This is a genomic window from Mesorhizobium sp. M0045, assembly GCF_040323385.1.
Lineage (GTDB): Bacteria > Pseudomonadota > Alphaproteobacteria > Rhizobiales > Rhizobiaceae > Mesorhizobium.
Window position 1 is genome coordinate 13,367 of sequence record NZ_JAMYUY010000015.1, and the last position, 22,899, is coordinate 36,265.

The following is a 22,899-nucleotide window of genomic DNA, read 5'->3' on the forward strand; positions in this document are numbered from 1 at the left end:
AATAGCCTCCTGACCGACCATCCAACCGGCCTTGGACCAGTTCGGGCTTCAATGCAGAGGCGATTCATATCGGAGGCTTGATATCGTCGGAACACAAAAATAGTATTTAGGTCGCATTCGTATCATTTAGTGTCAATCATGATGATACAGCAGCGGAGGATCAATGAGGCGGCCTACCATTCGCGACCTCGCTCAAGCCGCTGGCGTATCAGTGGCGACTGTGAACAGAATCCTCAGCGGGACGGTTTCCGTTCGCCCAAAGACCGTGCAACGAGTACAAAGCGCAGCCGAAGAAATCGGGTTCTATGGGATCGGGGCGATCGACGACCGGGCCAAGAAACTGTCGCCGCATCACCGATTTGGTTTCCTGCTGCAGCAATCGACCCGTGAACTCTACAAACTGTTCGGGAAGAAAATCATCGCAGCTTGTCGCGATCGTCGCGACGAAATTGTTGAGGCCGTCGTTGAGTTTGTGGATCTCCTGACACCGGAGACTATCTCTAGCCGACTCGTGGCGCTCGGCGACACCTGCGACGTAGTCGCGGTGATCGCACCAGATCACCCTATAATAGGACAGGCAATCCGTTCACTGAAGGAAATGGGGAAGCCCGTTGTTGCTTACATTACGGACCAATCCGCGCCGGAACGAGCGGCCTATGTGGGAACGGACAACTGGAAGCTGGGGCGTACGGCGGCATTCTTGATTGCGCAAACCACCCAAGGTCCGGGTCGCATTGCGGTTTTCATAGGAAATCACCGATATCAATGCCAAGACGTTTCAGATGCCAGCTTCCGTTCGTATTTGCGCGAACACGCTCCGCGGCTCACAGTGGAAGAAAGTCGCCCTACTCATGAGGAATCGAGCGAGGCTTACCGTATGGTGGCCGAACTCCTGAAGACGACTGAGGATCTCGTAGGAATTCTGATCGTGGGCGGCGGAATAACTGGAGTGCTCCGTGCGCTGCGAGAGATCCCTGCCGAAAGGCGGGCGGGCATCAAGCTGGTTTGCCGTGACATTGGCCCCGATACGCGAAAAGGCTTGTCCGAGGGAATGATCACTGCAGCTCTTTGTCATCCACTCGAGGCGACCTCGGCCCTCCTTGTGCAGACGATGATTGACGTGATTGGACCGCAAGCACCGGTCGCGACCCTTCAGCGGTCTATACCTTTTGAAATAGTCACGCCGGAAAACATCTGACGCATTTATCTCGGCGATGATTCAAGCGGTGCTTTGCGGATCGGGCTGGTCCGGCCAAGGCTGCCGATCGCTGGTTCCGAACCTCATCGAGACTGGATGAACAATTTAAAGGCACCATTCATCATTGGTAGGACGGTCACCGTCGCGCACTGTTTGAGGACGTCCTCGAACTATTGATTTTATTGGCTTTTTCGTGGGGCCTAAATCAGAGAGTTTCCCGTATTGTCTCGCATCGTTCCGCCCCCACCGGACGCTTTGAAATTGGCCACACCAAATGCCTGCTTCGCATCATCCACGAAGAGCTGCGCGCCATCTCCGGCGCCGAGCAATCCCGGCTGCAGCGCTTTGAACAACCAACGCTGTGGCCATCGATACAGCCCTTTGCGTGAGCCCTTCAGGAGTTGGCCAACCGCCAGCCGTCGGTGGTTCCTTGCCAACCTCAATGAATTGTACTCCTTTCGTATAAATCAGAAATCTTCCCGCATCGTTCCGTATGGTTCCGCGACCCCGGCGCCACTATTCCGCAGGTGCCGTCTGGCTTGGTTTCCCGAAAATACGCTTTTAGGAAAGTCCTGGAGCCGGATGACCGATCTTGCGACGCAGTTCCGAACCGATCCCTCGATGACGGGCTACCGGACATGGCCCGTCAAAGGTCTGTCGCTTACCAAGGAGCATCGGGACGGCAGCGACCGGTCTTGACCGGTCGGCGAGGATGACGAGCGTTCTTGTCGGCGAAAGATCCGCCCGCCTTTTCACGCCCTTAGCCACGTGATTGGATACGACGTATCTGTATATCAATTTCGTTGCTAAGGTCCTTCATGAACGAGCAAGATCGACGTTTTACGCGCGAGCGCATGACAATCCTCGGCGATGTCAAAGCGGCATCCTTTCTTCCATGGATCGAGCGTCATGCCGCCAAGCTCGGCCTCGCGCCGGCAATATTCGTTGCCGGTGCCGACCGGATCGAACTCGACGTTGTCGGTCCTGCGGAACTGGTCGATATGATGGAGATGGGGTGCTCTCTTGGACCAATCGATGTCTGGGTCGAGGCCATTCGTCGGACGCCGATAGAAAACGAAACAGGCTAGGTTGGGACAGGGTCTCTGCCTCTTTTTTGGGCATTGTTGCCAGTGCGAAAATATTGTGCAAACGTGATCGGACTGATCGTCATGTCTTGACCGCGAATCTGCATTTGGGAAGATGGGTCGATGTCGTTCGAAGGTTGATGCATGCTGCCCTATCCCTCCGGCTCATGGATGCCAGTTGCCCTCTCCGCGGACTTGCCAGCGGGAACCGTAATGCCGGCGCAAACCCCGGTCGGACCGATTGCCCTTTGGCGAAGCCGGTCCGGCCGCGCGGCGGCCTTCGCGGACAGATGCCCTCATCGCGGCATGCGCCTTTCCCGTGGTTTCGTGCGCGGTGAGGCCCTGTCCTGCATTTATCACGGTTGGAGCTATGCCCAGGCCGGAAACTGCTTGCGCATTCCGGCCCATCCGGGCCTGACGCCGCCGGAAACGATTGGTGTCGCAACACAGCCCGTCGAGGACAGCGGCGGAATCATATGGATTTCCGTAGGCGAACCCACCGCTCGGCCGCCGCGGTTCGACGGCCTAGCCCCTCTTCGCTCCATGATAGTAGAGGCGGGCATTGCCGCGCTGGAGGCGGCCGCCGGTACGAAGGCCGACGGAGGCCTGCTCGACTACGCGCAAAATGCCCAGACCCTACGGCTGCTGCTCACCCCCCAGGGGAAAGCGCGGACGCTGATGCATGTTCTGGTCGACGAAGGCACTGGTCCGGCCAAGCGTATCGCTGCGTCGAGGGCAGCCGAGACGCTACGGCGGACCGCCGAGGATATTCTGCGCGGTGGCGTCGCCCAATGACCCGCAACGCGATGATCGACGAATGGTATCCGGTCGGCCTTGCCGGCCGGCTTGACACGCATGAGCGCCAGACGGCGCTCATGGGCGAGCCGATCGGGGTGAGGCTCGGCGCAGACGGAAACGCGAAGGTCACGGGCAGCAACGGACGTGCCCTGCCGGTCTGCATCCGCTACGGCCATGTCTGGTCGTCGCTCGGCGACCCGCAAAAGGCGCTCTTTGCCATCCCCGAGGCTGATCAGCCCGGCCGCCGGCTCGTCGATGTCGGGGTTGTGCGCGTGCGCTGCTCGCCGCTGCGCGCGGTGGAGAACTTCCTGGACATTGCGCATTTCCCCTTCGTGCATACGGACATATTAGGGGCCGAGCCGCACACGGAAGTCCCAAACTACAAGGTCGAGATACGGGAGGACGAAGACGAGGTTTGGGCGACCCAGGTGAAGTTCTACCAGCCGCAGGCCGCCAAGTCGGCGGAAGGCGGCATAACCACCGAATACATGTATCGCGTGCCTGCGCCGACCTGCTCGATCCTCTACAAGACCTGCCCGCCGCGCCCGGATGAATGGGACGTCATCACGCTTTTCGTGCAGCCGCTTGCCGAAGACCTGTGCGACGTCTGGCCGTGGATGGCGTTGTTCGACGACGAAACATCGATGGCAGACCTGATCCATTTCCAGCAGACGATCTTCCTTCAGGACCGGTCGATTCTCGAAAACCAGATCCCGAGGCTGCTGCCGCTCGATCCGGGCATGGAGATCCCCACAAGGGCGGACCTGACATCGGTTGCCTACCGGCGCTGGCTGAAACGCCACGGCTACACCTACGGCGCGCAACTGGTGGCGCAATGAAGCTCTACGACTACGTGCTGTCCCCGAGTTGCTACAAGGCGCGCCTGATGGCGGCGCTGACCGGGGTGAAGCTTGACATCCGCCCCGTCGATTTCCATCCCGGCGCCGAGCATCGCGGTCCCGAACTCATGGCGCTCAATCCGGCGGGTTCGATCCCGATCCTGGAGGATGGCGACCTCGTCCTGACCGAATCCTCGGCCATGCTGGTCTATCTTGCCGCGAAGGCCGCACCGCAATGGCTGGGCAACGATACTGCTCTGCAGGCGGCACGCGTCCAGCAATGGCTTTCCTTCTCGCATCGGCTGACCGGCAGCCTGGGGGCGGCGCGCTTGCACGAGATGCTGCTGCGTCCGGGCGATATCGCCACCCTTCATGGGCAGGGGATAGCGGCCCTGCGGGAGCTGGAAGCCGGCCTCGTCGAACAGCATATCCGCGGCCAGCGCTTCCTCGCGTCGGACAGGCCGACGATCGCGGACGTCGCCTGCTTTCCTTATGTGGCGCTGGCGCCGGACGGCGGCGTTTCGCTCGACCCCTATCCCGCGATCCGGCTCTGGTCGCGGGCGATCCGCAGTCTCGAGGGCTTCATCGAGATGCCCGGTATCCACCGGCTGCACGAACTGAAGCCCGAGCCCGTCCTCGAAGCCGGCGAGGCGTGACTTGGCGGGCCACTTGCTGAAGAACTGCGCAGCGGTCATCGTGGACGAGGGCAACGGTCCGGACATCCGGCGCAATGTCGATCTCTTGACCGACGGCCCGGCGATACGGGCCATCGGCGAAGGCCTCGACAAGGGAGAGTTGCCCGTCGGGACCGTCACGCAGGACGCCGCCGGCTGGTTCGTCTATCCCGGCCTCGTCAACACCCATCATCACTTCTTTCAATGCTTCGTGCGCAACCGCGCCGATCTGGACTGGACGAAGTTGTCGGTCATCGAATGGCTCGACCGCATCTATCCCATTTTCTCGCGGCTGACCGAGGAATGCTTCTACCACGCTTCGGTCACGGCGATGGCCGAGCTGATAAAGCACGGTTGCACGACCGCATTCGACCATCAGTATTGCTTTCCGTGGAAGGCCGGCAAGCGGCTGGTCGACCGGCAGTTCGAAGCAGCCGAACTCCTCGGTATGCGCTTCCATGCCGGACGCGGCGGCAACACGCTACCGAAATCGAAAGGCTCGACCATCCCCGATGCCATGCTGGAGACGACGGACGAGTTCATCGCCGATTGCGCCCGGCTGATCGACGCCTATCATGATGCCGGTCCTTTCAGCATGCGCCAGGTGGCCGTCGCGCCCTGCCAGCCAGTCAACTGCTATCGCGAGACCTTCGTGGAATCGGTGGCGCTAGCGCGTGATCGCGGGGTGCGTATGCATACCCATGTCGGCGAGGGCGAAAGCCCGGTCATCGAGGACCGTCACGCCATGCGGACGGTGGATTACTGCGCGGAGATCGGCTTCTGCGGGCCGGATGCCTTCTATGCCCATTGCTGGGAGCTAACCCACGACGAGCTGCGCAAGATGGCCGCAAGCGGTACCGGCGTCTCGCATTGCCCTGAGCCGGTCTATCTCGTCGGCGCTGAAATCACCGATATCCCGGCGATGTCGGCCTTCGGCCTCAGCATAGGACTAGGTTGCGACGGTGCCGCCTCGAACGACAATTCCAACCTGATGCACTGCATCCATTCCGCCTACATGCTGCAATGTCTGTCGGCATCGACACGCGACCATCCCGTTCCGCCGCCGGCCGATTTTCTCGGTTATGCGACGACCGGGGGCGCGGCGCTGCTCGGGCGCGGCGACATCGGCAGGCTGACGCCTGGCATGGCTGCCGACCTTTTCGCCATCGACACGCGGCGCATGGACTATGTTGGCACGCGGCACGATCCGCTGAGCCTGCTAGCCAAGGTGGGCATCGGCATGCCGACCGACATGACCATGATCAACGGCCGCATCGTCTGGGCCAAGGGCGAGTTCCCGGGGCTCGACGAGGCACGGCTGTTCGCGGAAGCCGAGGCGGCGCTCGCGACCGTGGAATTCTAGAAACCGAAAACAAGGGGAACCGACATGCTGACAAATCTTACCCGCAGAACATTGATGAAGGGCGCGGCCGCCTCCGGCCTCGTCGCAGCGGTGGGTGGCCGCGCGCTTGCTGCCGACGAACCTCTGGGCATCGTGCTCGTGGTCCCGTCGCCGGTCGGCGATGTCGGCTGGGGCCGTGCGCTCGCCGACGGGCTCGAGCCGGTGAAGGCAGCCTACGGCGACAAGGTGAAGGTCACCATCATCGAGAATATACAGGAAGGACCCGATGCCGACCGCATCATGAACAAGGTGGTCGCCGACGGGAACAAGTTCCTGATCGCCGGCTCCTTCGGCTACCAGAACGGTGCCCTGCAGATCGCGCGCCGGAACCCCGACGTCACCGTGCTGCATGCTTCCGGTTTCCAGGTAGCGCCGAACTTCTCGCCCTTCGCGGCCCAATATTTCCAGGGTACCTACCTGATGGGCATGGCGGCCGCCGCGCTGTCAAAGACCGGCAAACTCGGCTCGGTCTCCGCCTTCGCCATTCCCGAACTGATCACCTCCATCAACGCCTTCACGCTGGGCGCGCAAGCGGTGAAACCCGATGTCGAGGTTTCGGTCGTATGGGTGAACTCCTGGTTCGATCCGGCCAAGGAGCAGGAAGCCGCCAAGGCGCTGTTGGCGCAGAAATGCGACGTGATCTTCTCCAACGCGCAGGACACGCCCTCCGTCGTGTCGGCCTGCGAGGAGGCCGGCGTCCCTGCCTTCAACCTCAATTCGTCGATGAAGAAATACGCGCCTGAAACCTATCTCGGCTGCGTGGCGACCGATTGGTCACCCTTCTTCAAAACCTCGGTCGACGCCCACCTCGCCGGCAAGTTCAAGGGCGCCAACGCTTTCCTGGGTGTCGGCGACAAGGTTGTAGAGGTCGTCGACTGGAACCCGGGTATCCCGGCCGAGATGATGAACAGGATCAAAGAGGTTGGAGCCAAGATCGCCGGCGGCAGCTTCTCGCCCTTTGCCGGTCCGGTCGCCAAGGCCGACGGCAGCGAGGGAGTCCCCGCGGGAAAAACGATGACCGATGCCGAGATCGTCGCAACGGACTGGCACGTCAAGGGTGTCACCACGCCGCTGCCCAAGTGACCGTGACCACCCCGCTCCTGTCGCTGCGCGGCATCTCCAAGAGCTACGGCCAAATCCATGCCAATAGAGACATCGATCTGGATGTGGCTCCGTGCTCGATCCATGCGATCCTCGGGGAAAACGGAGCGGGCAAGTCGACGCTGATGAAGCTGATCTATGGCGTCGAGCAGCCGGACGCCGGAATGGCGACCTGGAAAGGGGAACCCCTGGCCCTTGCTTCCCCGGCGGATGCGAGGCGCAAGGGGATCGGCATGGTCTTCCAGCATTTCTCCTTGTTCGAGACGCTGACGGTGGTGGAGAACATCCGGCTGGTCGTGCCCAGGGGCAAATCGGATCTTGCGGATCGCATCCGCATGCTCGGCCGCGAGTTCGGACTCGAAGTCGATCCGCTCGCCCATGTGCACGCGCTCTCTGTCGGAGAGCGGCAGCGGGTGGAAATCATCCGCTGCCTGATGACCGAACCCCAACTCCTGATCCTCGATGAACCGACCTCCGTCCTGCCCCCGCAATCGGTGGACAAGCTATTCGAGACATTACGGCGGCTGCGCGACCGCGGCGTCTCCATCCTGTTCATCTCGCACAAGCTGGAGGAGATCCGCGCGGTCTGCGACCGCGCGACCATCCTGCGCGGCGGGCGCATCACCGGCCGCGTGGACCCGCGCGACCACGACGCGCACGACCTTGCCCGGATGATGATCGGCCGCGACATGCCGCAGCCCATGCCGGCGCTCGCGCATTCCGGCGGCGAAAAGCGCCTCGAAATCGTCGGCCTCGACCATCGGCCGGACGATCCCTTCGCGGTGGCGCTTTCCGACGTCAGCCTGACGGTCCGGGCCGGCGAGATCCTCGGGATCGCGGGCATATCGGGCAACGGGCAGAGTGAACTCGCAGCGTTGATTTCAGGCGAAACGGTGCTGCCGCGCGAACAGTCCGACCGTATCTATATGATGGGAAAGGATGTCGGCGCGCTCGACGCGGCCGCCCGCCGCCGACTGGGCTTCGCCTTCGTTCCCGAGGAACGGCTTGGCCGCGGCGCCGTGCCGGAAATGTCGCTTGTCCTCAACAGCCTTCTGACCGCCCATCCGTTCGGCCTGTTGAAACGCGGCCTCGTCGACACGAACCAGGTGAAGGCTTTCACCGAGGACTGCATCCGGCAATACGACGTGCGCACGCCCGGTTCGGAAGCGGAGGCCGGCTCGCTTTCGGGCGGCAATCTGCAAAAGTTCATCGTCGGCCGAGAGATCATGCTGTCCCCGCAATTACTGTTCGTGGCGCAACCCACCTGGGGCGTCGACATCGGCGCCGCGTCCGCCATCCGCCGGCGCCTCGTTGCCCTGCGCAACGAAGGCATGGGTATCCTCGTCATCTCGGAGGAACTGGAGGAACTGTTCGAACTCTGCGATTCGATCCAGGTGCTCCATCAAGGCCGGCTGAGCCCGCCGCTGGTGACGCGCGACACGAGACCCGAGGAGATCGGCCGCTACATGATCGGCGCGCATTCGACGGCCAAAAAGGTCCCTGCATGAGCGCTCTGTCCGCGCCGCTCCTTCCTGTTCTCGTTCGCCGGGAGCATGCCTCGCTTCCCGTCAAACTGATCGCTCCGCCCGTCGCGCTCGCCTTGGCGACGCTTCTCAATCTCGGGCTCTACCTCCTTATGGGCCGCGATCCGGTAGCCGTTTTCCACGCGATGCTTCTGGAGCCCTTCCTGTCCTGGGCCTCTTTCTCGGAAGTCCTGCTTAAGACCGCGCCGCTACTGCTGATCGCGCAGGGGCTTGCGATCGGCTTTCGCGCAAAGGTCTTCAACATCGGCGCCGAGGGCCAGTTCATCCTCGGCGCGATCTTCGCATCGGCCATTCCCATCTGGTTCCCAGAGGCAACGGGCCAATGGATCTGGCCCTCCATGCTTGTCATCGGTGCGCTGGGCGGCGCTCTGTGGGCGTCCCTCACCGCCTTCTGGCGCGTGAAGCTCAATGCCAACGAGATTCTCGTATCGCTCATGCTGGCGCTCGTTGCCGCGCAACTGCTCAACTACCTGCTTCTCGGCCCCTGGAAGGACCCAAACGGCTTCAACTTCCCGCAATCGGTGATGTTCCAGTCCGACGCGATGGTGCCGATCCTGATCCCCGGCACCCGCGTCAACGTCTCGCTGCTTATCGCCTGCGCGCTCTCCCTTGCGGCCTGGATCTTCATGCAGAGGAGTTTCGCCGGCTTCAAGCTGCAGGTCGGCGGCCTCGCGCCGCGCGCGGCCGGATACGCCGGCTTCAACGAAGGACGGGCGATCTGGCTTTCCCTGCTCATCGGCGGTTTCGCGGCAGGCCTCGCCGGAGCGGCCGAGGTGGCCGGGCCGCTCGGCCAGCTGCAGCGCTCCATCTCGACCGGCTACGGCTATGCCGCCATCATCGTGGCCTATCTCGGTGGCCTTCACCCGGTCGGCATCACCTTTTCCGCGTTGCTCATGGCGGCCCTCTATATCGGCGGCGATAACGCCATGGTCTCGGCAAATCTGCCGGTCGCTGCGGTCAGGGTTTTCCAGGGCAGCCTGCTGCTCGCCTATCTCGTCGCCATCGCCTTCGTCCGCTACCGGCTCGAATGGCGCCATGCCGCCCACGGAAGCACGTCATGAACGCCGTCGAGTTCATCATCGCCGGGATGTTGGCGGCGGCTACGCCGTTTCTCCTTGCGGCGCTCGGCGAACTGGTGGCCGAGCGGGCTGGCGTCCTCAATCTCGGGGTGGAGGGACTGATGGCCCTCGGCGCCGTCATCGCCTTCATTATCGTCTATCAAGGCGGCGGGCATCTCCTCGGTTTCCTCGCCGCGGGCCTCGCCAGCGCGGCTCTTTCCCTGGTCTTTGCCGTCATCGCGCTGGGATTTCGCGCAAACCAGGTTGCGGTAGGCCTTGCCATAGGCATCCTCGGCCAAGGCCTCTCGGCGCTGTTCGGCAAGAGCTATGAGAGCCTCACGGTTAAGGGGCTTCCGAAGCTTTCATTGCCCGGGCTTTCGGATATCCCGGTGATCGGCGGCTTGTTCGCCCAAGACGTTGTCGTGTGGCTTTCGCTTGCCGCGACCGTCGCCATCTGGGCGATATTCGCCTACACCAAGACCGGCCTCGTCGTCCGCGCCATCGGCGAGAACCCCAAGGCGGCCCGTGCGCTCGGCTATCCGGTGATCGCCGTGCGCTTCGCCGCGGTCGCCTTCGGCGGCGCGTTGGCAGGTTTCGCCGGTGCCTACGCATCCGTGGTCTACACTCCGCTCTGGGCCGATGGCATGATCGCAGGGCGCGGCTGGATTGCGATTGCGCTCGTCGTCTTCGGCACTTGGCTTGCCAGCCGTATCTTCCTCGGTGCGTGCCTCTTCGGCGCCGTGTCCCTCGCAAGCCTCGCGGCCCAGGCGACAGGGCTGGACGTTTCCTCGCAACTTCTATCGAGCTTGCCTTATCTCGTGACCGTGATCGTGCTCGGCATCATCTCTTCGAACCGCCGTCTGCTCAAGCTCAACGGCGTGGCTTCGCTGGGAGAACCTTTCGAACGATAGTGTCGCTTGGTACGGCCCATCAAGGATCCCGTGAAGAATGGTGGATTGCGCCCCGCGCTCTGACGCCATCCAGCGCGCCGACTCGGCCCCGCTCGTCGCCTACGGGCGGCGGCAACCGGCGCACCTTCATAGAATGTCAGCCCCGACCCGAAGCATTCAGGCGTCAGCTAGAAGCGATAACGCACTCCAACAGCATTCGCGTTGGAACCCTCTCCCATGTTTCCAAACGTGCCACCGGCGCCGGATCTGTGATGGAGTTGATAGACAAGCTCGACGTTGGGAGCTTGCCTTAGTCTGAAAGAAAGCTCCGCGCCGATAAAACCCAGGAAGGATGCATCGCCATCGTAATGGATTTCGCGGGCGTGCTCGATCTCGGTGACGCCTGTAACGGCACTGACACCGGCCGTCAGCGCTGGCGCAATCGCCAGATCGCCGATGACAAGGCCCTGGTGGCGAAGCCGCATCCCGGCCCAAAGCTCTCCGGATGTATCGTCGTCCTCGCCAAACCTTATGGCAGCCCCAGTCACACCGCCAAGGACAAAACCCGCGCCAACATCGGCGAAATCACGGCCGTAAGCAGCTCCGATCATGTAATTGTTCGTACAGTCGGCCCCGAAGACGTTGATAGTATCCCCGAAGGACCCGGTCACAAAGACGCCCCCAAAAACATAGACGTCGTTCTTCGTCGGTTGACCGGCAGCAAAAGGATCTTCGGTTGCAAAATAGATGAAGGGAGAACTGTTGTCGGCGAGGGCGGAAGTGAAGGAACCGGTCAGAATCAGTGCAGCCAAAGCCGCTTGCACCCCGCGCATGCACAAGCTCCGAATCAATTCTCAGTTGATCATCATTCCTCCGGTGTTTCCCGTGAAGAAGCAAGTTCCCTGCTCCAGAAATTGGAGGGCTCTACCCCGTTGCTTGACTAAGGTTTTTCGGGACGCTGACCTTCGGCTATATGGAGCAGCCCAACATCCCCCGCGCGCTGGCGATCTGCCGCAAGAAGGCTGGAAGTTCGACATCACGAGATCCTTCTTCCTGTCGCGGCGCTCGCTCAAGACATCGCCCAATTCCGGCATGCCGGTCTGGCAGGACAAGCTGTTCACCGGGCTGGCGCGCACGGCGGCTGATGCGACTGAATATTGCAAGATTCCGACCGGACGTGTGGTCGAGATCGGAACCCAGGTGGCTGTCTAAGCTTCTGCATATACAGTAGGCGCTGGTCCGACTTGGCACCTGCCCATCCGTCAACCCACGTGAGCCCACAGGCGCATTGGCTCGCGTCGGCATCATATGGATTTATCCAACCCATGCGAGCATACTGCCTGAACGCGTTCCTTTAGCGAGGAACAAGCTGATGCGCGTCGGTACGAGGGGCGTTCCGATCGAATACTACACGCTAAGGATTGCCGAGCCGGCAGGCTCGCAATCTGGTGCTGGAGGCGACCCCAAAGCAGAACACCGCAACGAGGTACCCGACGAGACTGAAGCGCAGATCACGAACGGCCAGGGCCGGCAATGATGGCCAGTTGCGCAACACCAATGTACCGTAGGATGAGCGTGAGCGAGTCCGTGAGTGCCATCGGATATCAGGCCGACCCCCCGGATCGACTATCTGCGGGAAGGTTGGCGCGAACCTTTGGCGGCCTCCTGCATCGCGATGGCAACAATTGCGCCAGAGACAAACGTCAATGCGGCGATCGATGTTATCGCCCACGAGAGCCCGAAGCGATCGGCGATGAGACCTGCTGAGAGCGCGCCGATCGCGTAGCCGAGATCGCGCCAGAACCGATGGACGCTGAGCGAGCGGGCGCGCCAGCTGGGATGCGAGGCGTCGGAAACGGCAGCGATCAGACTTGGATAGACCATTGCCGTTCCAAGGCCGAGCAGAAGACTGCCGATGAGCCACCATTCGAACCGGCCCGTGGCGGCGGTAAGAAACAGACCGCCGGCCTGGGTCCACATCCCGGCGACGATCAGGCCCTTGCGGCCCCAGCGATCGCTCAAGGGGCCGGTGACGACCTGCAGGATTCCCCATGTTGCGGGATAGACCGCCTTCAGGATGCCGATGCGCTCGATGCCAAGTCCGAAGGACACGAAGAACAATGGGAAAATACCCCAGCTCATGCCGTCGTTGAGGTTGTTGACGAGGCCGGCTTGCGAAGCCGCGAACAGATTGCGATTCCGGAACGAGGTCAGCGCAAACACCTCCCGGAAACTGATCGGCACGGATTGCATTGCGTGAGCGGATGTTTCCAACCGGAGGTGGTCGCGCGTGTCACGGATTAGCAGCACCGACAATACGGTGCCGACGATGGCGTAGCCGATCCCGAGATAGATGGGCACCGGGCGCAGGCCGTATCGCGAAGCGAGATAGCCCGTGAGGAATGCCGTTACGCCGACGGCGAGATAGCCGGCAAACTCATTGAGGCCGACTGCAAGGCCGCGTGATTTCGGACCCACGAGATCGACCTTCATGACCACAGTCATCGACCAGGCCAGTCCTTGATTGATGCCGAGCAGTGCATTGGCCGCAATCACCCATCCCCAGCTCGGAGCCCAGATGATCATGAACGGAACCGGCAAGCCGACAAGCCAGCCGAGGACGAGAACGCGCTTGCGCCCCCAGCTATCGGCGAGTTGGCCGGAGACGAGATTGGCAAGCGCCTTGACCACGCCGAAGCTCACGATGAAGGAGACGACAAGTGTCGTTGACGTGATGCCGAACTCTTCCGATCCGATGAGCGGCACGACCGTTCGCTCGATCCCGACCATGCCGCCGACAAAAGCATTCACCAGCATCAGGAGAGCAAACTGCCGCCAGTTTTCCCTAAGCCCAAGTCTGACAGTCGAGCCTGCTGACCGCGAAACGCCCATCGGTCAGGCCGCGGCGACCAACCCGGCATTGGTGGCTCGGTTGCGCGCCGCATCCGGCGGCGGGGGTGGTATGTCGGCGACCATCGTGGCGACGAAGGTGCCCTCGTCCTCAATGCGGAATGCTTTGTTGAAGCGCTTCTCGAAGCCAATCGTCGATGTCGGCTTGCCGCTGAGCGAGCGCCCGCAGACCGAGCCGGAATATGCGCCGGGCAGCACCTCGACGTGATCCGGCAGTTGCTTGAGACGGCGCACGCTGGAAAACAGCGTCCGCGCGCCGGCCTCGGCGTCGGTTGCCAGTTCGGTTCGCCCGAGATCGCCAACCATCAGCGTGTGGCCTGTCAGCACGAACCACGGCTCGCTCGCGCGTGTCCGATCGGTGACCAAGAGCGAAATGTGCTCCGGCGTATGCCCGGGCGTGTGCATGACGGCCATCATCACATTGCCGAGTTCGAGCACGTCACCGTCCTTGGCGCGCAGAAACGGGAACCCGGCCTCCGCGCCTTCGAAGAGCAGGTATTCCGCGCCGGACGCTGCAGCGAGCGCCCGCCCGACGGAAATGTGGTCGGCATGGATGTGCGTGTCGACCACATAGAGGATGCGCATGCCCGTCGCCTCGGCGACCCTAAGGTAAGGCGCAATGTCACCGACCGGATCGACCACCGCAGCGGCCGATTTTCCACCACATCCGAACAGGTAGGATGCGGCGACGGGATCGGAATGGAGGAATTGACGGAGGATCATGGCTTGCGCTCCCTACCTCGCCTGCGGTAATATTCAATTATTCTGCTGAATGTTTCACCGAGGGACAGTCGTGTCAAGCGTTGGACCAAAACAGGCGATTTTCGCCAGCCTTGCCGAGGTGGCTCAGGCGCTCGGGCATGCGCACCGGCTGGAATTGCTGGAGCACCTCGCACAGGGTGAACGCAGCGTCGAAGGACTTGCGGCCCGGGCCGGCCTCAACTTTGCGAACGCCTCGCGCCACCTTCAAATCCTTCGACGCGCGCGACTTGTCGAGGCCGAGCGGCAGGGCAAGCATATGCTCTATCGCCTTGCAGGAGATGTTCTGGTGGTTGAATTAATGAAGGCTCTGGGGCGCGTGGGTGAGCGGAACGTCGCCGAGGTCAACCGCGTCATGACCGACTATTTCCAGGCTCGCGACGCCTTGGAGGCTGTGTCGCGTGAAGAGCTTGTCTCAAGGTTGCGTGATGGCCTTGTCACGGTTCTCGATGTCCGGTCGGAGGACGAGTTCGCGCTCGGACATCTACCGGGAGCGCTCAACATCCCGTTCGCTGAACTTGAAAACCGGCTGGCGGAACTTCCCGCGAACCGGGAGGTCATTGCCTATTGCCGCGGCCCTTATTGCGTTCTCTCGTTCGAGGCTGTCGCGGCATTGCGGGCGCGAGGGTATGTCGCTCACCGGCTCGAGGACGGGTATCCCGATTGGAAGGCCGCAGGCCTACCAATTGAGGCAGCGGCCTGAGTGGTCCCGCAGCCAAAAGTCTTCGGTCGAACAACATGACGCCACCAGTTCCGCGATCACCGCTGCTCGAGCTGAAGGACTATTCGGCCGAGTCCGTGTTTCAGGTTGAAAGCATGCTTCGCGAGGCGCGGCGGCAAAAAGACCTGTCGCCGGAACGCATGCCTTCTGTGTGTGTCCTTGATCCGGACGGCAACATAGTGCGCCGGTTGCGCAAAGAAGGCCGCGCCCGCCCATCGTCGGGCTGGGCCTGCTATCATACCGTCCTTCACGAGTTCGAACTGGATGGCCAGACGCTTGGCATCATTTGGCTGTGCGGTCGGCTCCTCCTTCGCCGTGCCGGTCGCCGAGCAGCTTTTCGCGTCGGGGTGCCGCCTGCTGATCAGCATCACCTCGGCCGGCCAGATCACGGTGCTTGGACCACCGCCCTATTTCGTGCTGATCGACCGGGCCCTTCGCGATGAAGGAACTAGCCATCATTCGTTCCGCACGCTGAATTCACCGAAGCCAATCCGGAGCTTATCGCGTAAGTCTTGATGTCGCAGCATCGGGGACTTGCAAAAGCTGCATTTTGCGGCCAGCCTAGGCGGATGATGGCCCGGCTGTCGCCAAAGCATCTCCTCGTCATGCTAATAGCGGTCTTCCTGACCGCCGGGTTCAGCCTGTCTGCCGCTCAGGCCAGCGTCATGTCGGCCAAGATGGCGGACGCTATGGCGATGTCCACCGGTGCCAGCACAGGCACTTTGGCCGGTGCTTCCATGAACGGCGACTGCAGGGCGTGCCTCAAAGACATCGGCGACAGTGGCAACCCGATGCATTGTCCGCCGACCTGCATCGCACCGGTGCTGACGGTGCTGCCGCAAGACCTCGCGGTGACGGCAGTTCTCCACGTGCAGCAGCCATCGACGCAAGCTGCCCCGTTCCTGCAGGGACGAAGTTCCCTACCCGACCCATACCCTCCCCGACTCAGCGCTTGACGCCGTTTCAGCCGTGACGCGGCTGATTCCCGGCGCCTGATCGCCTGTGTTGCGCATCGTTGCGCGCGCGGGCGCATACAGCATTCCAGTTCGATGCCGAGTGGCTCGCCATCGATCGAGATCGCAAAGGGCAAGCAGGGTGAAATACGATTTCAGTCATTCGATATCGCGCCGCGGGTTTTTTGCGGCCGCGGCGGGCGCTGCCGTGTCCTGCTCGCTGCGTCCTGCACGCGCCTCGACCGAGGACGAGCGCAGGATCAAGGCCGGCCCGGGCCAGGCGCTGCTCAATGGCGCCGACGGTCCGTCTACCGCAGTCTGGACCTATAGCGGCACCACCCCCGGCCCAACATTGCGCCTGCGGCAGGGCCAGCCGGTCCGCATCACTGTCGAGAACGGACTAGACGAAGACACGACCGTCCATTGGCATGGCATCCGTTTGCCGAACGCCATGGACGGCGTGCCGGGCCTGACCCAGAGGCCGATCGGACCGGGCGAGAACTTCGTCTATGAGTTCACGCCGCCAGATGCCGGCACCTTCTGGTACCATTCGCATGCCGACAGCCTGGTGCAGATCGGCCGTGGACTCGCCGGCCCGCTGATCGTTGAGGAACGTGAACCCGTCGCCGCCGACCGCGATCTCCTCTGGCTGCTGCAGGACTGGCGGCTCACCAGCGACGGCCAGATCGCCGGCGGCTTCGGCAGCATGATGGATGCGTCGATGTCGGGCCGCGTCGGCAATGCCGTCACCATCAATGGCGCGGCGCCGGCCGACCTGAGCGTGACGGCAGGTGAGCGCGTCAGACTGCGGCTCACCAATGCCTGCCTTGCCCGCATGGTGGCGCTGCGCTTCGAGGGTCACCGTCCGGTGATCGTCGCGGTCGACGGCCAGCCCTGCGACCCGCATGAACCGGAAGACGGCCGCCTGGTGCTGGCACCGGCCATGCGCATCGACATTATGCTCGACATGCAGGGTGGTCCCGGCAGCAGGCACGCGGTGGTCGACGACTTCTATGACGGCCTCGTCTACACGCTGACAACGCTTGCCTATGACAAGGCGCCGCCGCTGCGCCACCATCTTCTCGATGCTCCGCGTCGCCTGCCCGCCAATCCGCTGCCGGCCCCCGACCTGGCCAAGGCTGAACAGCATGAGATCGTCCTGCAAGGCGGCATGATGGGCGGCGGCAAGCTGGCCGGCGTCGGCGGCATGATGGGCATGGCGATGCCCGGCATGAACGGCGCCGCCGCCTGGGCAATCAACGGCATGTCGATGACTGGCGATGGCCATGCCGGCATGGCGCCGCAGTTTACGCTCAAACGCGGCGTGACTTGCCACCTCACTGTGCGCAACGAAACCGCCTGGTGGCACCCCATGCACGTTCACGGCTTCAGCCTGTCGGTGCTTTCGCGCAACGGCTTGCCGGTACCGCACCGGCAATGGCAGGACACGGTGCTGCTCGCCCCCAAGGACACAATCGAATGCGCCTTCGTTGCCGACAATCCCGGTGACTGGATGCTGCACTGCCATGTCGCCGATCACCAGATGGCCGGCCTGATGACAGTGTTCCGCGTGACCTGAAAGTTTTATCCAACCAAGGAGAACTGCAATGAAACTGACCTACCGCCTTGCCGCACTGTCCCTGCTGATCGCAACGCCGCTGCCCCCCTTCGCCGCAACGATCAACGCCGTCATGTACAAGAACCCGCAATGCAGCTGCTGTGAATCCTACGCCAACTATCTTGAGCACAATGGCTTCAAGGTCGATATCAAGCCGGTCAACAATCTCTCTCAAATCAGCAGCGATGCCGGCGTGCCGGCGGACCTTGAGGGCTGCCATACACTGATTGTCGACGGCTATGTCGTCGACGGCCTTGTGCCAGTCGAAATCGTCAAGAAGCTGTTGACCGAGCGGCCAGCCATTAGCGGCATCACGCTGGCCGGCATGCCGGCAGGCGCGCCCGGCATGGGCGGCGAGAAGTCCGAGACCTGGACGATCTACGCCTTCACCAAGGACGGCAAGGCGCCGACCGTCTATGCGACCGAGTGAGCGCACCGTGATCAAGTGCAAATGGGCTATCTTCCTTGTCTGCTCGCTGCTGGCGTTTCCGCCGCCCTCCGTGGCAGCGGGGGCATCTGAGAACTTCACACTGCTCGATACGCCCGCCGCCGTGCCGGAAATCAGTTTCGAGGACGGCACCGGCAAGCCGAAAACGCTCGCCGATTTCTCCGGTAAGGTGGTTCTGCTCAACATCTGGGCGACATGGTGCGCGCCCTGCCGCAAGGAAATGCCGACGCTTGATCGGCTGCAGGCCAAGCTCGGCGGACCGGATTTCGAGGTCGTCGCGCTGTCGATGGACCGGAAGGGTCCCGACGCCGTGAAGAAATTCTTCGCCGAGACCGGCGTTACACACCTTGCGCTGAACATCGATACCTCAGCCAAAGTCATGTTCACGCTCGGCGCGGTGGGCCTGCCGATGACCGTGCTTATCAACCGCGACGGCAAGGAGATCGGCCGGCTGATCGGGCCGGCTGAATGGGATTCTCCCGACATGGTCGATTTCATCCGCAGCCGTATTGCCGCTAGCCCGAAAGGAAAAGGCTGATGCTTGCCAGAAACCGGGACGAGCCGGCGGTTCGGGACGTTTCATCCGCCTGGAACGAATGGAGGCGTCTGTTGTGCGGCCTGATCGTCTTCACCGCGCTGATCGCCGGCTTCACGCATGGAGCGCCGGCGCATTCAATGGACGAAGTCGACGCCATGCTGCAGAACGACGAGAAATATTTCCAGCAGATCGACAGCCCAACGCCCGATTTCACGCTGCGCACCGCCGACGGTCGCATCGTGCGGCCGGCCGACCTCATCGGCAAGGTCGTCGTCCTCCATTTCATCTACACATCGTGCCCGGACGTCTGCCCGCTGCATGCCGAGAAGATCGCCGAGATCCAGAAGATGGTGAATAGCACGCCGATGAAGGATCAGGTCACCTTCGTGACGATCACCACCGATCCCACAAAGGACAAGCCCGATGTGCTCAATGCCTATGGACCGGCGCATGGGCTCGACCCTGTCAACTGGCTGTTCCTGACCACTGCCCCGGGCCAGCCGGAGGATATGACCCGCAATCTGGCGGAAGCCTTCGGTCACAAATTCAGCCTGGCCAATGATGGCTACCAGATGCACGGGATCGTCACGCATGTGATCGACAAGGAGGGCCGCTGGCGGGCGAATTTCCACGGCCTGAACTTCGCGCCCGTCAATCTCGTCACCTTCGTCAACGCGCTCACCAACAATGTCGAGCGCACGCACCACGAACGGGACGAAGGCTGGCTGGCAAAATTGAAGAGCCTCTTTTGACGGAGAGGCACCGACATTCTCGACGACAAGAAAGGGAGACGCGCATGTTCACCAAGCCAAGAGATGCAGCCAGGTATTGCAGCGGCATCGCCCGCGCCCTGCTCTTTGCCGGCCTGACAGGATGGTTCCTGCTCAATCCTGGCTTTCAAGCCATACAGGCGAATGCTGCAGGCGAAATGTCCCAGGATCAGTTCGACCAGCGGATACACGACTATATCCTGGCGCATCCGGAGGTTCTCGTGCAGGCGCTGAAAAGCCTGGACCAGCGCCAGCGTGAAGCAGATGCAGCCCAGGCCAGGCAGGTGCTCAAGGCGCGGGCGGACGACATCTTCCGTGACAAGCAAAGTCCAGTCGGCGGCAACGCCGAGGGCAACGTTACCCTGGTCGAGTTCTTCGACTATAATTGCCCCTATTGCAGGCAGATGGCGCCGGTCATGGAACAGGCTGCGGCCGACGATCCGCAACTCAGGATCGTCTACAAGGAATTCCCCATCCTCGGCCCAGATTCGGTGTTCGCGGCCAAGGCGGCGCTCGCCGCCGACAAGCAGGGCAAATACACAGCGTTTCACAAGGCGCTCTATGGGTCCAAGACAAGGGTGACCGAGGCGGCCGTCCTCAAGATCGCCGCCGAGGCCGGGCTGGACGTCGAGCGCATGAAGGGCGATATGCGGCAGCCGGACATCCAGGCGCTGATCGACCGCAACATGGAACTGGCCCAGGCGCTGAGAATAACGGGAACGCCGGGATTTATCGCCGGCGACCAGATTTTTCCCGGCGCCACCGATCTTGCGACGCTGAAGAAGCTCATCGAGCAGGCGAGGAGCGGCAAATGACAAGGACCCCAAACCGACGCACCGTCATTCTCGGCGTCTTCGGCGCCGCCGCGGCTGCAGGCTTTCTCGCACCGGATTTGGCAATCGCTGCCGACGATCCCGAATTGACCAAACGGTTCAAAGATCTTAGCGAGAGCGGCAACAGCACCTGCTCGGCCAAGTTTACCGAGTCGATCGCGACCATGCCCGCGATGGCGCGCATCAAGGGCTCGTGCTGCAGCCCGATGGAATTGAAACGCTATCGCGAGCAGGTAAATGGGCTTACCCAATATCGCGCCATCCCGATGATCCCCAGCGACCCGTACGACATACCGGCGGCGACCGCGCAGCAGATGCTGCCTTACTACGATCTGAAGCTCACCGGGGACGAGCAGAAGGCCTACGATTACGCGATGGCCAATTCCGAGGAGAAGGGCCCCTGCTGCTGCCCGTGCTGGCGCTGGAGAGTGTATGGCGGACTGGCGAAATACCTGATCCACGAACACGGCTTTGACGGCAGGCAAATTGTGAATGTATGGGACCTGTCCGACGGCTGCGGCGGGGGAATGTAGAATTGCCGGAGTATGCATCTTTCCCCGTTCTGTAACCGGAATCACCGTTGTCTTGGCGGAGGTTGCCGGCGACTTAACTTAGCTTGCACTCGCCAATCGTGGGCGGCGAACTCAGCCTTCGCGCTAGAGGATCATTTCCATGATGGATGGGTCAGAGGGCATGTGGTTGATGGGTGGGATTGGCCTCATCTGGATCCTGGTGTTGGTCGCCCTCGTGCTCGCGATCGCGGCGCTCGTCAAATATCTACAACGCTGACCGATTGAAGCGCCGAGACGTTGGCCGCCGCGGCGGGCTTCGGCCGAGATCAGCATCGACATGCGGATCAGGGGCTTGCCGTCACGACCCACGTCGACGACCCTGCCACGAGTCGGCAAGGCCGGCGCTCAGTTCGCACGACCCGCCAGACTGCTACGCCTTCGAGGCCCGGGCTCCATGTCGCGTGACTTTTCGGGGCGACGCTTAAGTCTGGCGGCTGTTGCATGCCTCGGTCACGCTGATCGGACCTTGTCCGTCGTCGCGCGAACATAGTTCAGGTTCTTGGTTCCGACGGCGCCGATGTCGCCGACCTTGAATCCGCTCTCGGTCAACAACGAGGCGATCCCATTCATGTCCACGTGACCATGTCGATGAAGTCTCGGCAATCTGGACTTGCGTACCGGCCTGCCGAAATCGATAAGCAACAGCCGGCCAGTGGGCTTCAAGACGCGTGCTGCCTCGCGGACGAAGGCCGATCGAACGGGCTTCGACAGATGATGCAGCATCAGTGTGCCGATCACAATGTCGAACCGTGCGTCCTTGAAGGGAAGCTTCTGCGCCGTCCCGTTGACGAAAGTCAGATCGAGGCCAGACCTTTTGGCCTTGGCGCGCGCCCTCTCGATCATTTCAGCCGATGCATCGACGCCTGTGACGCTTCCATCAGAACCCACTAGCCGCTTCGCGGCAATCGCAAGGGTTCCCGTTCCGCAGGCGACATCAAGCACCGCTTCGCCGGGCCGGAGCTTCGCCAAGCGAAGCATGTGCTCGCGAAACCGCCCCTCGCAGCCGAAGGTCAGAACGCGCGCAAGCCAGTCATAGCCCGCCGCCCGGTGCAGGACGATGCCGATCCCCCTGTCGCTCGTGCTGTGCGTGCCTTTTCCGCCGAGGCCTATGCGAGAAAGGAAGCCCCACAGCAATACGATCGCGATTGCTGCTAGGATAAGGCCGTGGAATGCCGCCACCCAGGCGCCGGCGCCGATGTAGCCCATGCCAAAATTGGCCACAAAGAGGAAGCCGGCGACGAGCGACAGTTTGGCAAGCAGGGCCATCGCGATCACGCCCTTGCGCGAATGCCGTCCGTTGCCGGCGCGGTGACCAGATAAGTGCATGTCGGCGACCTTCCGTTGCGGCCTGTCCAATATACGATTTGAGCTTCTGGACTTGGCGTATCATACTGGACACAATGTCCAGCATGAGATTCCGGACACCAGACCTTTGAATGTCCAGAAGCAGGCGCCGAACGTGGCGATGACCATAAAAATCGACCGGACGAGCGACTCAAATACCATCGATCGCCGCGTCGCGCGGACGCGCGCGCTGCTGCAGGATGCGCTTATTGCCCTGATCCCGGAGCACGCATATGCGGCCATCACGGTCGACGACATTTGCCAGAGAGCAAATGTCGGCAGGTCGACCTTCTATACCCACTACGCAGACAAGGATGCTCTACGCAGCGCGACCATCGAGGCGCATCTGGGGTCGCTAAGCCGTGGGCGCATGTCGGCAAGTCAGGAGATTGGTACTCGCCTGTTTGCATTTAGCCTTCCCATGTTCGAACACGCACTTGCGTTCCGGTCGCTTCACCACGCGCTGCTTGCGAGCAGCGGCGACACGATCCATGACGAATTGCGCGAGCGTATCCGCCGCGCTGTCCGAGCAGAACTTGTCGAAAAGCGGGTCGGTGGAGGTGGAGTGCCCGTCGAATTCGCCGTCCAGTTCATCGCCGGCGCATTTCTTGCGGTCCTCACCTGGTGGGTCGCCACCGACACGAGCCTTTCACCGGCGCAAGCGGATGATCTGTTCCAGGGAATGGCGGGAAACGGTGTCGGCGCCTGGGATATATCAGGCTCCGATTCGTAAAACGGGATTGGCCTTGGCGGCGGCAGACGTGGCGCCTGATAGCGGCCGCGAGGAGTACTTACTTATCGGGCTGGACTTGCCGAAGTGCCGATGGCGAGAAGCTCCACTCCA

General features: G+C 62.1%; 25 protein-coding genes and 1 pseudogene. 21 read left to right on the forward strand and 5 right to left on the reverse strand.

All coding sequences use genetic code 11. The features are described from left to right. Window positions 1–163: 163 nt before the first annotated feature. The 10 genes from NKJ72_RS21860 (at window position 164) to NKJ72_RS21905 (ending at window position 10,610) form a co-directional block, all read left to right on the forward strand. A complete protein-coding gene (locus NKJ72_RS21860) occupies window positions 164–1,198 on the forward strand; it encodes a LacI family DNA-binding transcriptional regulator (protein WP_352479344.1) in 1,035 nt (344 codons plus the stop codon). 818 nt (window positions 1,199–2,016) lie between these two features. Beyond that, window positions 2,017–2,286 (forward strand): acylphosphatase, encoded by a 270-nt coding sequence (locus NKJ72_RS21865; RefSeq protein WP_352479345.1) that lies wholly within the window; start codon window positions 2,017–2,019, stop codon window positions 2,284–2,286. 141 nt (window positions 2,287–2,427) lie between these two features. Continuing rightward, window positions 2,428–3,078 carry an aromatic ring-hydroxylating oxygenase subunit alpha gene (locus NKJ72_RS21870; protein WP_352479346.1) on the forward strand — a complete coding sequence of 217 codons (651 nt, stop codon included), beginning with the start codon at window positions 2,428–2,430 and terminating at the stop codon, window positions 3,076–3,078. After that, window positions 3,075–3,920 (forward strand): aromatic ring-hydroxylating dioxygenase subunit alpha, encoded by an 846-nt coding sequence (locus NKJ72_RS21875; protein WP_352479347.1) that lies wholly within the window; start codon window positions 3,075–3,077, stop codon window positions 3,918–3,920. Before NKJ72_RS21870 ends, NKJ72_RS21875 begins: the two co-directional genes overlap by 4 nt. Beyond that, the gene (locus tag NKJ72_RS21880) at window positions 3,917–4,576 is read left to right on the forward strand and encodes a glutathione S-transferase family protein (protein ID WP_254819361.1); all 660 of its coding nucleotides are present in this window, start codon (window positions 3,917–3,919) and stop codon (window positions 4,574–4,576) included. Before NKJ72_RS21875 ends, NKJ72_RS21880 begins: the two co-directional genes overlap by 4 nt. Window position 4,577: 1 nt before the next feature. Next, window positions 4,578–5,957 (forward strand): amidohydrolase, encoded by a 1,380-nt coding sequence (locus NKJ72_RS21885; RefSeq protein ID WP_352479348.1) that lies wholly within the window; start codon window positions 4,578–4,580, stop codon window positions 5,955–5,957. Between the two features lie 27 nt (window positions 5,958–5,984). After that, window positions 5,985–7,079 (forward strand): BMP family ABC transporter substrate-binding protein, encoded by a 1,095-nt coding sequence (locus NKJ72_RS21890; protein WP_352479443.1) that lies wholly within the window; start codon window positions 5,985–5,987, stop codon window positions 7,077–7,079. Window positions 7,080–7,081: 2 nt separating this feature from the next. After that, window positions 7,082–8,605, forward strand: a complete 1,524-nt coding sequence (locus NKJ72_RS21895; RefSeq protein ID WP_352479349.1) for an ABC transporter ATP-binding protein — start codon at window positions 7,082–7,084, stop codon at window positions 8,603–8,605. Then, window positions 8,602–9,702, forward strand: a complete 1,101-nt coding sequence (locus tag NKJ72_RS21900) for an ABC transporter permease (protein WP_352479350.1) — start codon at window positions 8,602–8,604, stop codon at window positions 9,700–9,702. The genes NKJ72_RS21895 and NKJ72_RS21900 overlap by 4 nt, the downstream gene beginning before the upstream one ends. Continuing rightward, window positions 9,699–10,610: an ABC transporter permease gene (locus NKJ72_RS21905; RefSeq protein ID WP_352479351.1), complete on the forward strand. Its 912-nt coding sequence runs from the start codon at window positions 9,699–9,701 to the stop codon at window positions 10,608–10,610. The genes NKJ72_RS21900 and NKJ72_RS21905 overlap by 4 nt, the downstream gene beginning before the upstream one ends. Before the next feature lie 167 nt (window positions 10,611–10,777). Here the strand turns inward: NKJ72_RS21905 and NKJ72_RS21910 are convergent, their stop codons facing one another. Next, window positions 10,778–11,422, reverse strand: coding sequence for a hypothetical protein (locus NKJ72_RS21910; protein WP_352479352.1), 645 nt, complete (start codon window positions 11,420–11,422; stop codon window positions 10,778–10,780). 122 nt (window positions 11,423–11,544) lie between these two features. Here NKJ72_RS21910 and NKJ72_RS21915 point away from each other — a divergent pair. Both NKJ72_RS21915 and NKJ72_RS21920 read left to right on the forward strand, forming a co-directional pair. After that, window positions 11,545–11,801 (forward strand): annotated as a pseudogene (locus NKJ72_RS21915) (KUP/HAK/KT family potassium transporter); the annotation flags it as partial. A 160-nt stretch (window positions 11,802–11,961) separates the two neighbouring features. Then, window positions 11,962–12,126: a hypothetical protein gene (locus NKJ72_RS21920; RefSeq protein WP_352479353.1), complete on the forward strand. Its 165-nt coding sequence runs from the start codon at window positions 11,962–11,964 to the stop codon at window positions 12,124–12,126. Between the two features lie 89 nt (window positions 12,127–12,215). On the opposite strand, the gene NKJ72_RS21925 is transcribed toward NKJ72_RS21920, so the two are convergent. Together NKJ72_RS21925 and NKJ72_RS21930 are read right to left on the reverse strand one after the other, a co-directional pair. Continuing rightward, window positions 12,216–13,406 (reverse strand): MFS transporter, encoded by a 1,191-nt coding sequence (locus NKJ72_RS21925; RefSeq protein WP_352479354.1) that lies wholly within the window; start codon window positions 13,404–13,406, stop codon window positions 12,216–12,218. 78 nt (window positions 13,407–13,484) lie between these two features. Further along, the gene (locus NKJ72_RS21930; RefSeq protein WP_352479355.1) at window positions 13,485–14,222 is read right to left on the reverse strand and encodes an MBL fold metallo-hydrolase; all 738 of its coding nucleotides are present in this window, start codon (window positions 14,220–14,222) and stop codon (window positions 13,485–13,487) included. Between the two features lie 70 nt (window positions 14,223–14,292). Between NKJ72_RS21930 and NKJ72_RS21935 the strand changes: the two genes are divergently transcribed. Beyond that, entirely contained in the window at window positions 14,293–14,961 is a 669-nt protein-coding gene (locus tag NKJ72_RS21935) for an ArsR/SmtB family transcription factor (protein WP_352479356.1), read from the forward strand. A 56-nt stretch (window positions 14,962–15,017) separates the two neighbouring features. Here NKJ72_RS21935 and NKJ72_RS21940 read toward each other — a convergent pair whose 3' ends face one another. Next, on the reverse strand, window positions 15,018–15,368 hold the full coding sequence (locus NKJ72_RS21940; protein WP_352479357.1) for a hypothetical protein: 351 nt from the start codon (window positions 15,366–15,368) through the stop codon (window positions 15,018–15,020). A gap of 180 nt (window positions 15,369–15,548) precedes the next feature. Between NKJ72_RS21940 and NKJ72_RS21945 the strand changes: the two genes are divergently transcribed. From NKJ72_RS21945 to NKJ72_RS21975, 7 genes are all read left to right on the forward strand, one after another. Beyond that, a complete protein-coding gene (locus NKJ72_RS21945; RefSeq protein ID WP_352479358.1) occupies window positions 15,549–15,935 on the forward strand; it encodes a hypothetical protein in 387 nt (128 codons plus the stop codon). A 139-nt stretch (window positions 15,936–16,074) separates the two neighbouring features. Further along, a complete protein-coding gene (locus NKJ72_RS21950) occupies window positions 16,075–17,511 on the forward strand; it encodes a multicopper oxidase family protein (RefSeq protein WP_352479359.1) in 1,437 nt (478 codons plus the stop codon). Window positions 17,512–17,539: 28 nt separating this feature from the next. Beyond that, window positions 17,540–17,980, forward strand: a complete 441-nt coding sequence (locus NKJ72_RS21955) for a DUF411 domain-containing protein (protein ID WP_352479360.1) — start codon at window positions 17,540–17,542, stop codon at window positions 17,978–17,980. A gap of 7 nt (window positions 17,981–17,987) precedes the next feature. Continuing rightward, window positions 17,988–18,536, forward strand: a complete 549-nt coding sequence (locus NKJ72_RS21960; RefSeq protein ID WP_254819350.1) for a TlpA family protein disulfide reductase — start codon at window positions 17,988–17,990, stop codon at window positions 18,534–18,536. Next, a complete protein-coding gene (locus NKJ72_RS21965) occupies window positions 18,536–19,288 on the forward strand; it encodes an SCO family protein (protein WP_352479361.1) in 753 nt (250 codons plus the stop codon). Before NKJ72_RS21960 ends, NKJ72_RS21965 begins: the two co-directional genes overlap by 1 nt. A gap of 44 nt (window positions 19,289–19,332) precedes the next feature. After that, window positions 19,333–20,121: a DsbA family protein gene (locus tag NKJ72_RS21970; protein ID WP_352479362.1), complete on the forward strand. Its 789-nt coding sequence runs from the start codon at window positions 19,333–19,335 to the stop codon at window positions 20,119–20,121. Beyond that, window positions 20,118–20,672, forward strand: coding sequence for a hypothetical protein (locus NKJ72_RS21975; protein WP_352479363.1), 555 nt, complete (start codon window positions 20,118–20,120; stop codon window positions 20,670–20,672). The genes NKJ72_RS21970 and NKJ72_RS21975 overlap by 4 nt, the downstream gene beginning before the upstream one ends. A 489-nt stretch (window positions 20,673–21,161) precedes the next feature. Here the strand turns inward: NKJ72_RS21975 and NKJ72_RS21980 are convergent, their stop codons facing one another. Further along, on the reverse strand, window positions 21,162–22,037 hold the full coding sequence (locus tag NKJ72_RS21980; protein ID WP_352479364.1) for a class I SAM-dependent methyltransferase: 876 nt from the start codon (window positions 22,035–22,037) through the stop codon (window positions 21,162–21,164). Between NKJ72_RS21980 and NKJ72_RS21985 the strand changes: the two genes are divergently transcribed. Then, window positions 22,036–22,788 (forward strand): TetR/AcrR family transcriptional regulator, encoded by a 753-nt coding sequence (locus NKJ72_RS21985; RefSeq protein ID WP_352479365.1) that lies wholly within the window; start codon window positions 22,036–22,038, stop codon window positions 22,786–22,788. The two genes, NKJ72_RS21980 and NKJ72_RS21985, sit on opposite strands and share 2 nt — an antisense overlap. Window positions 22,789–22,899 lie beyond the last annotated feature (111 nt).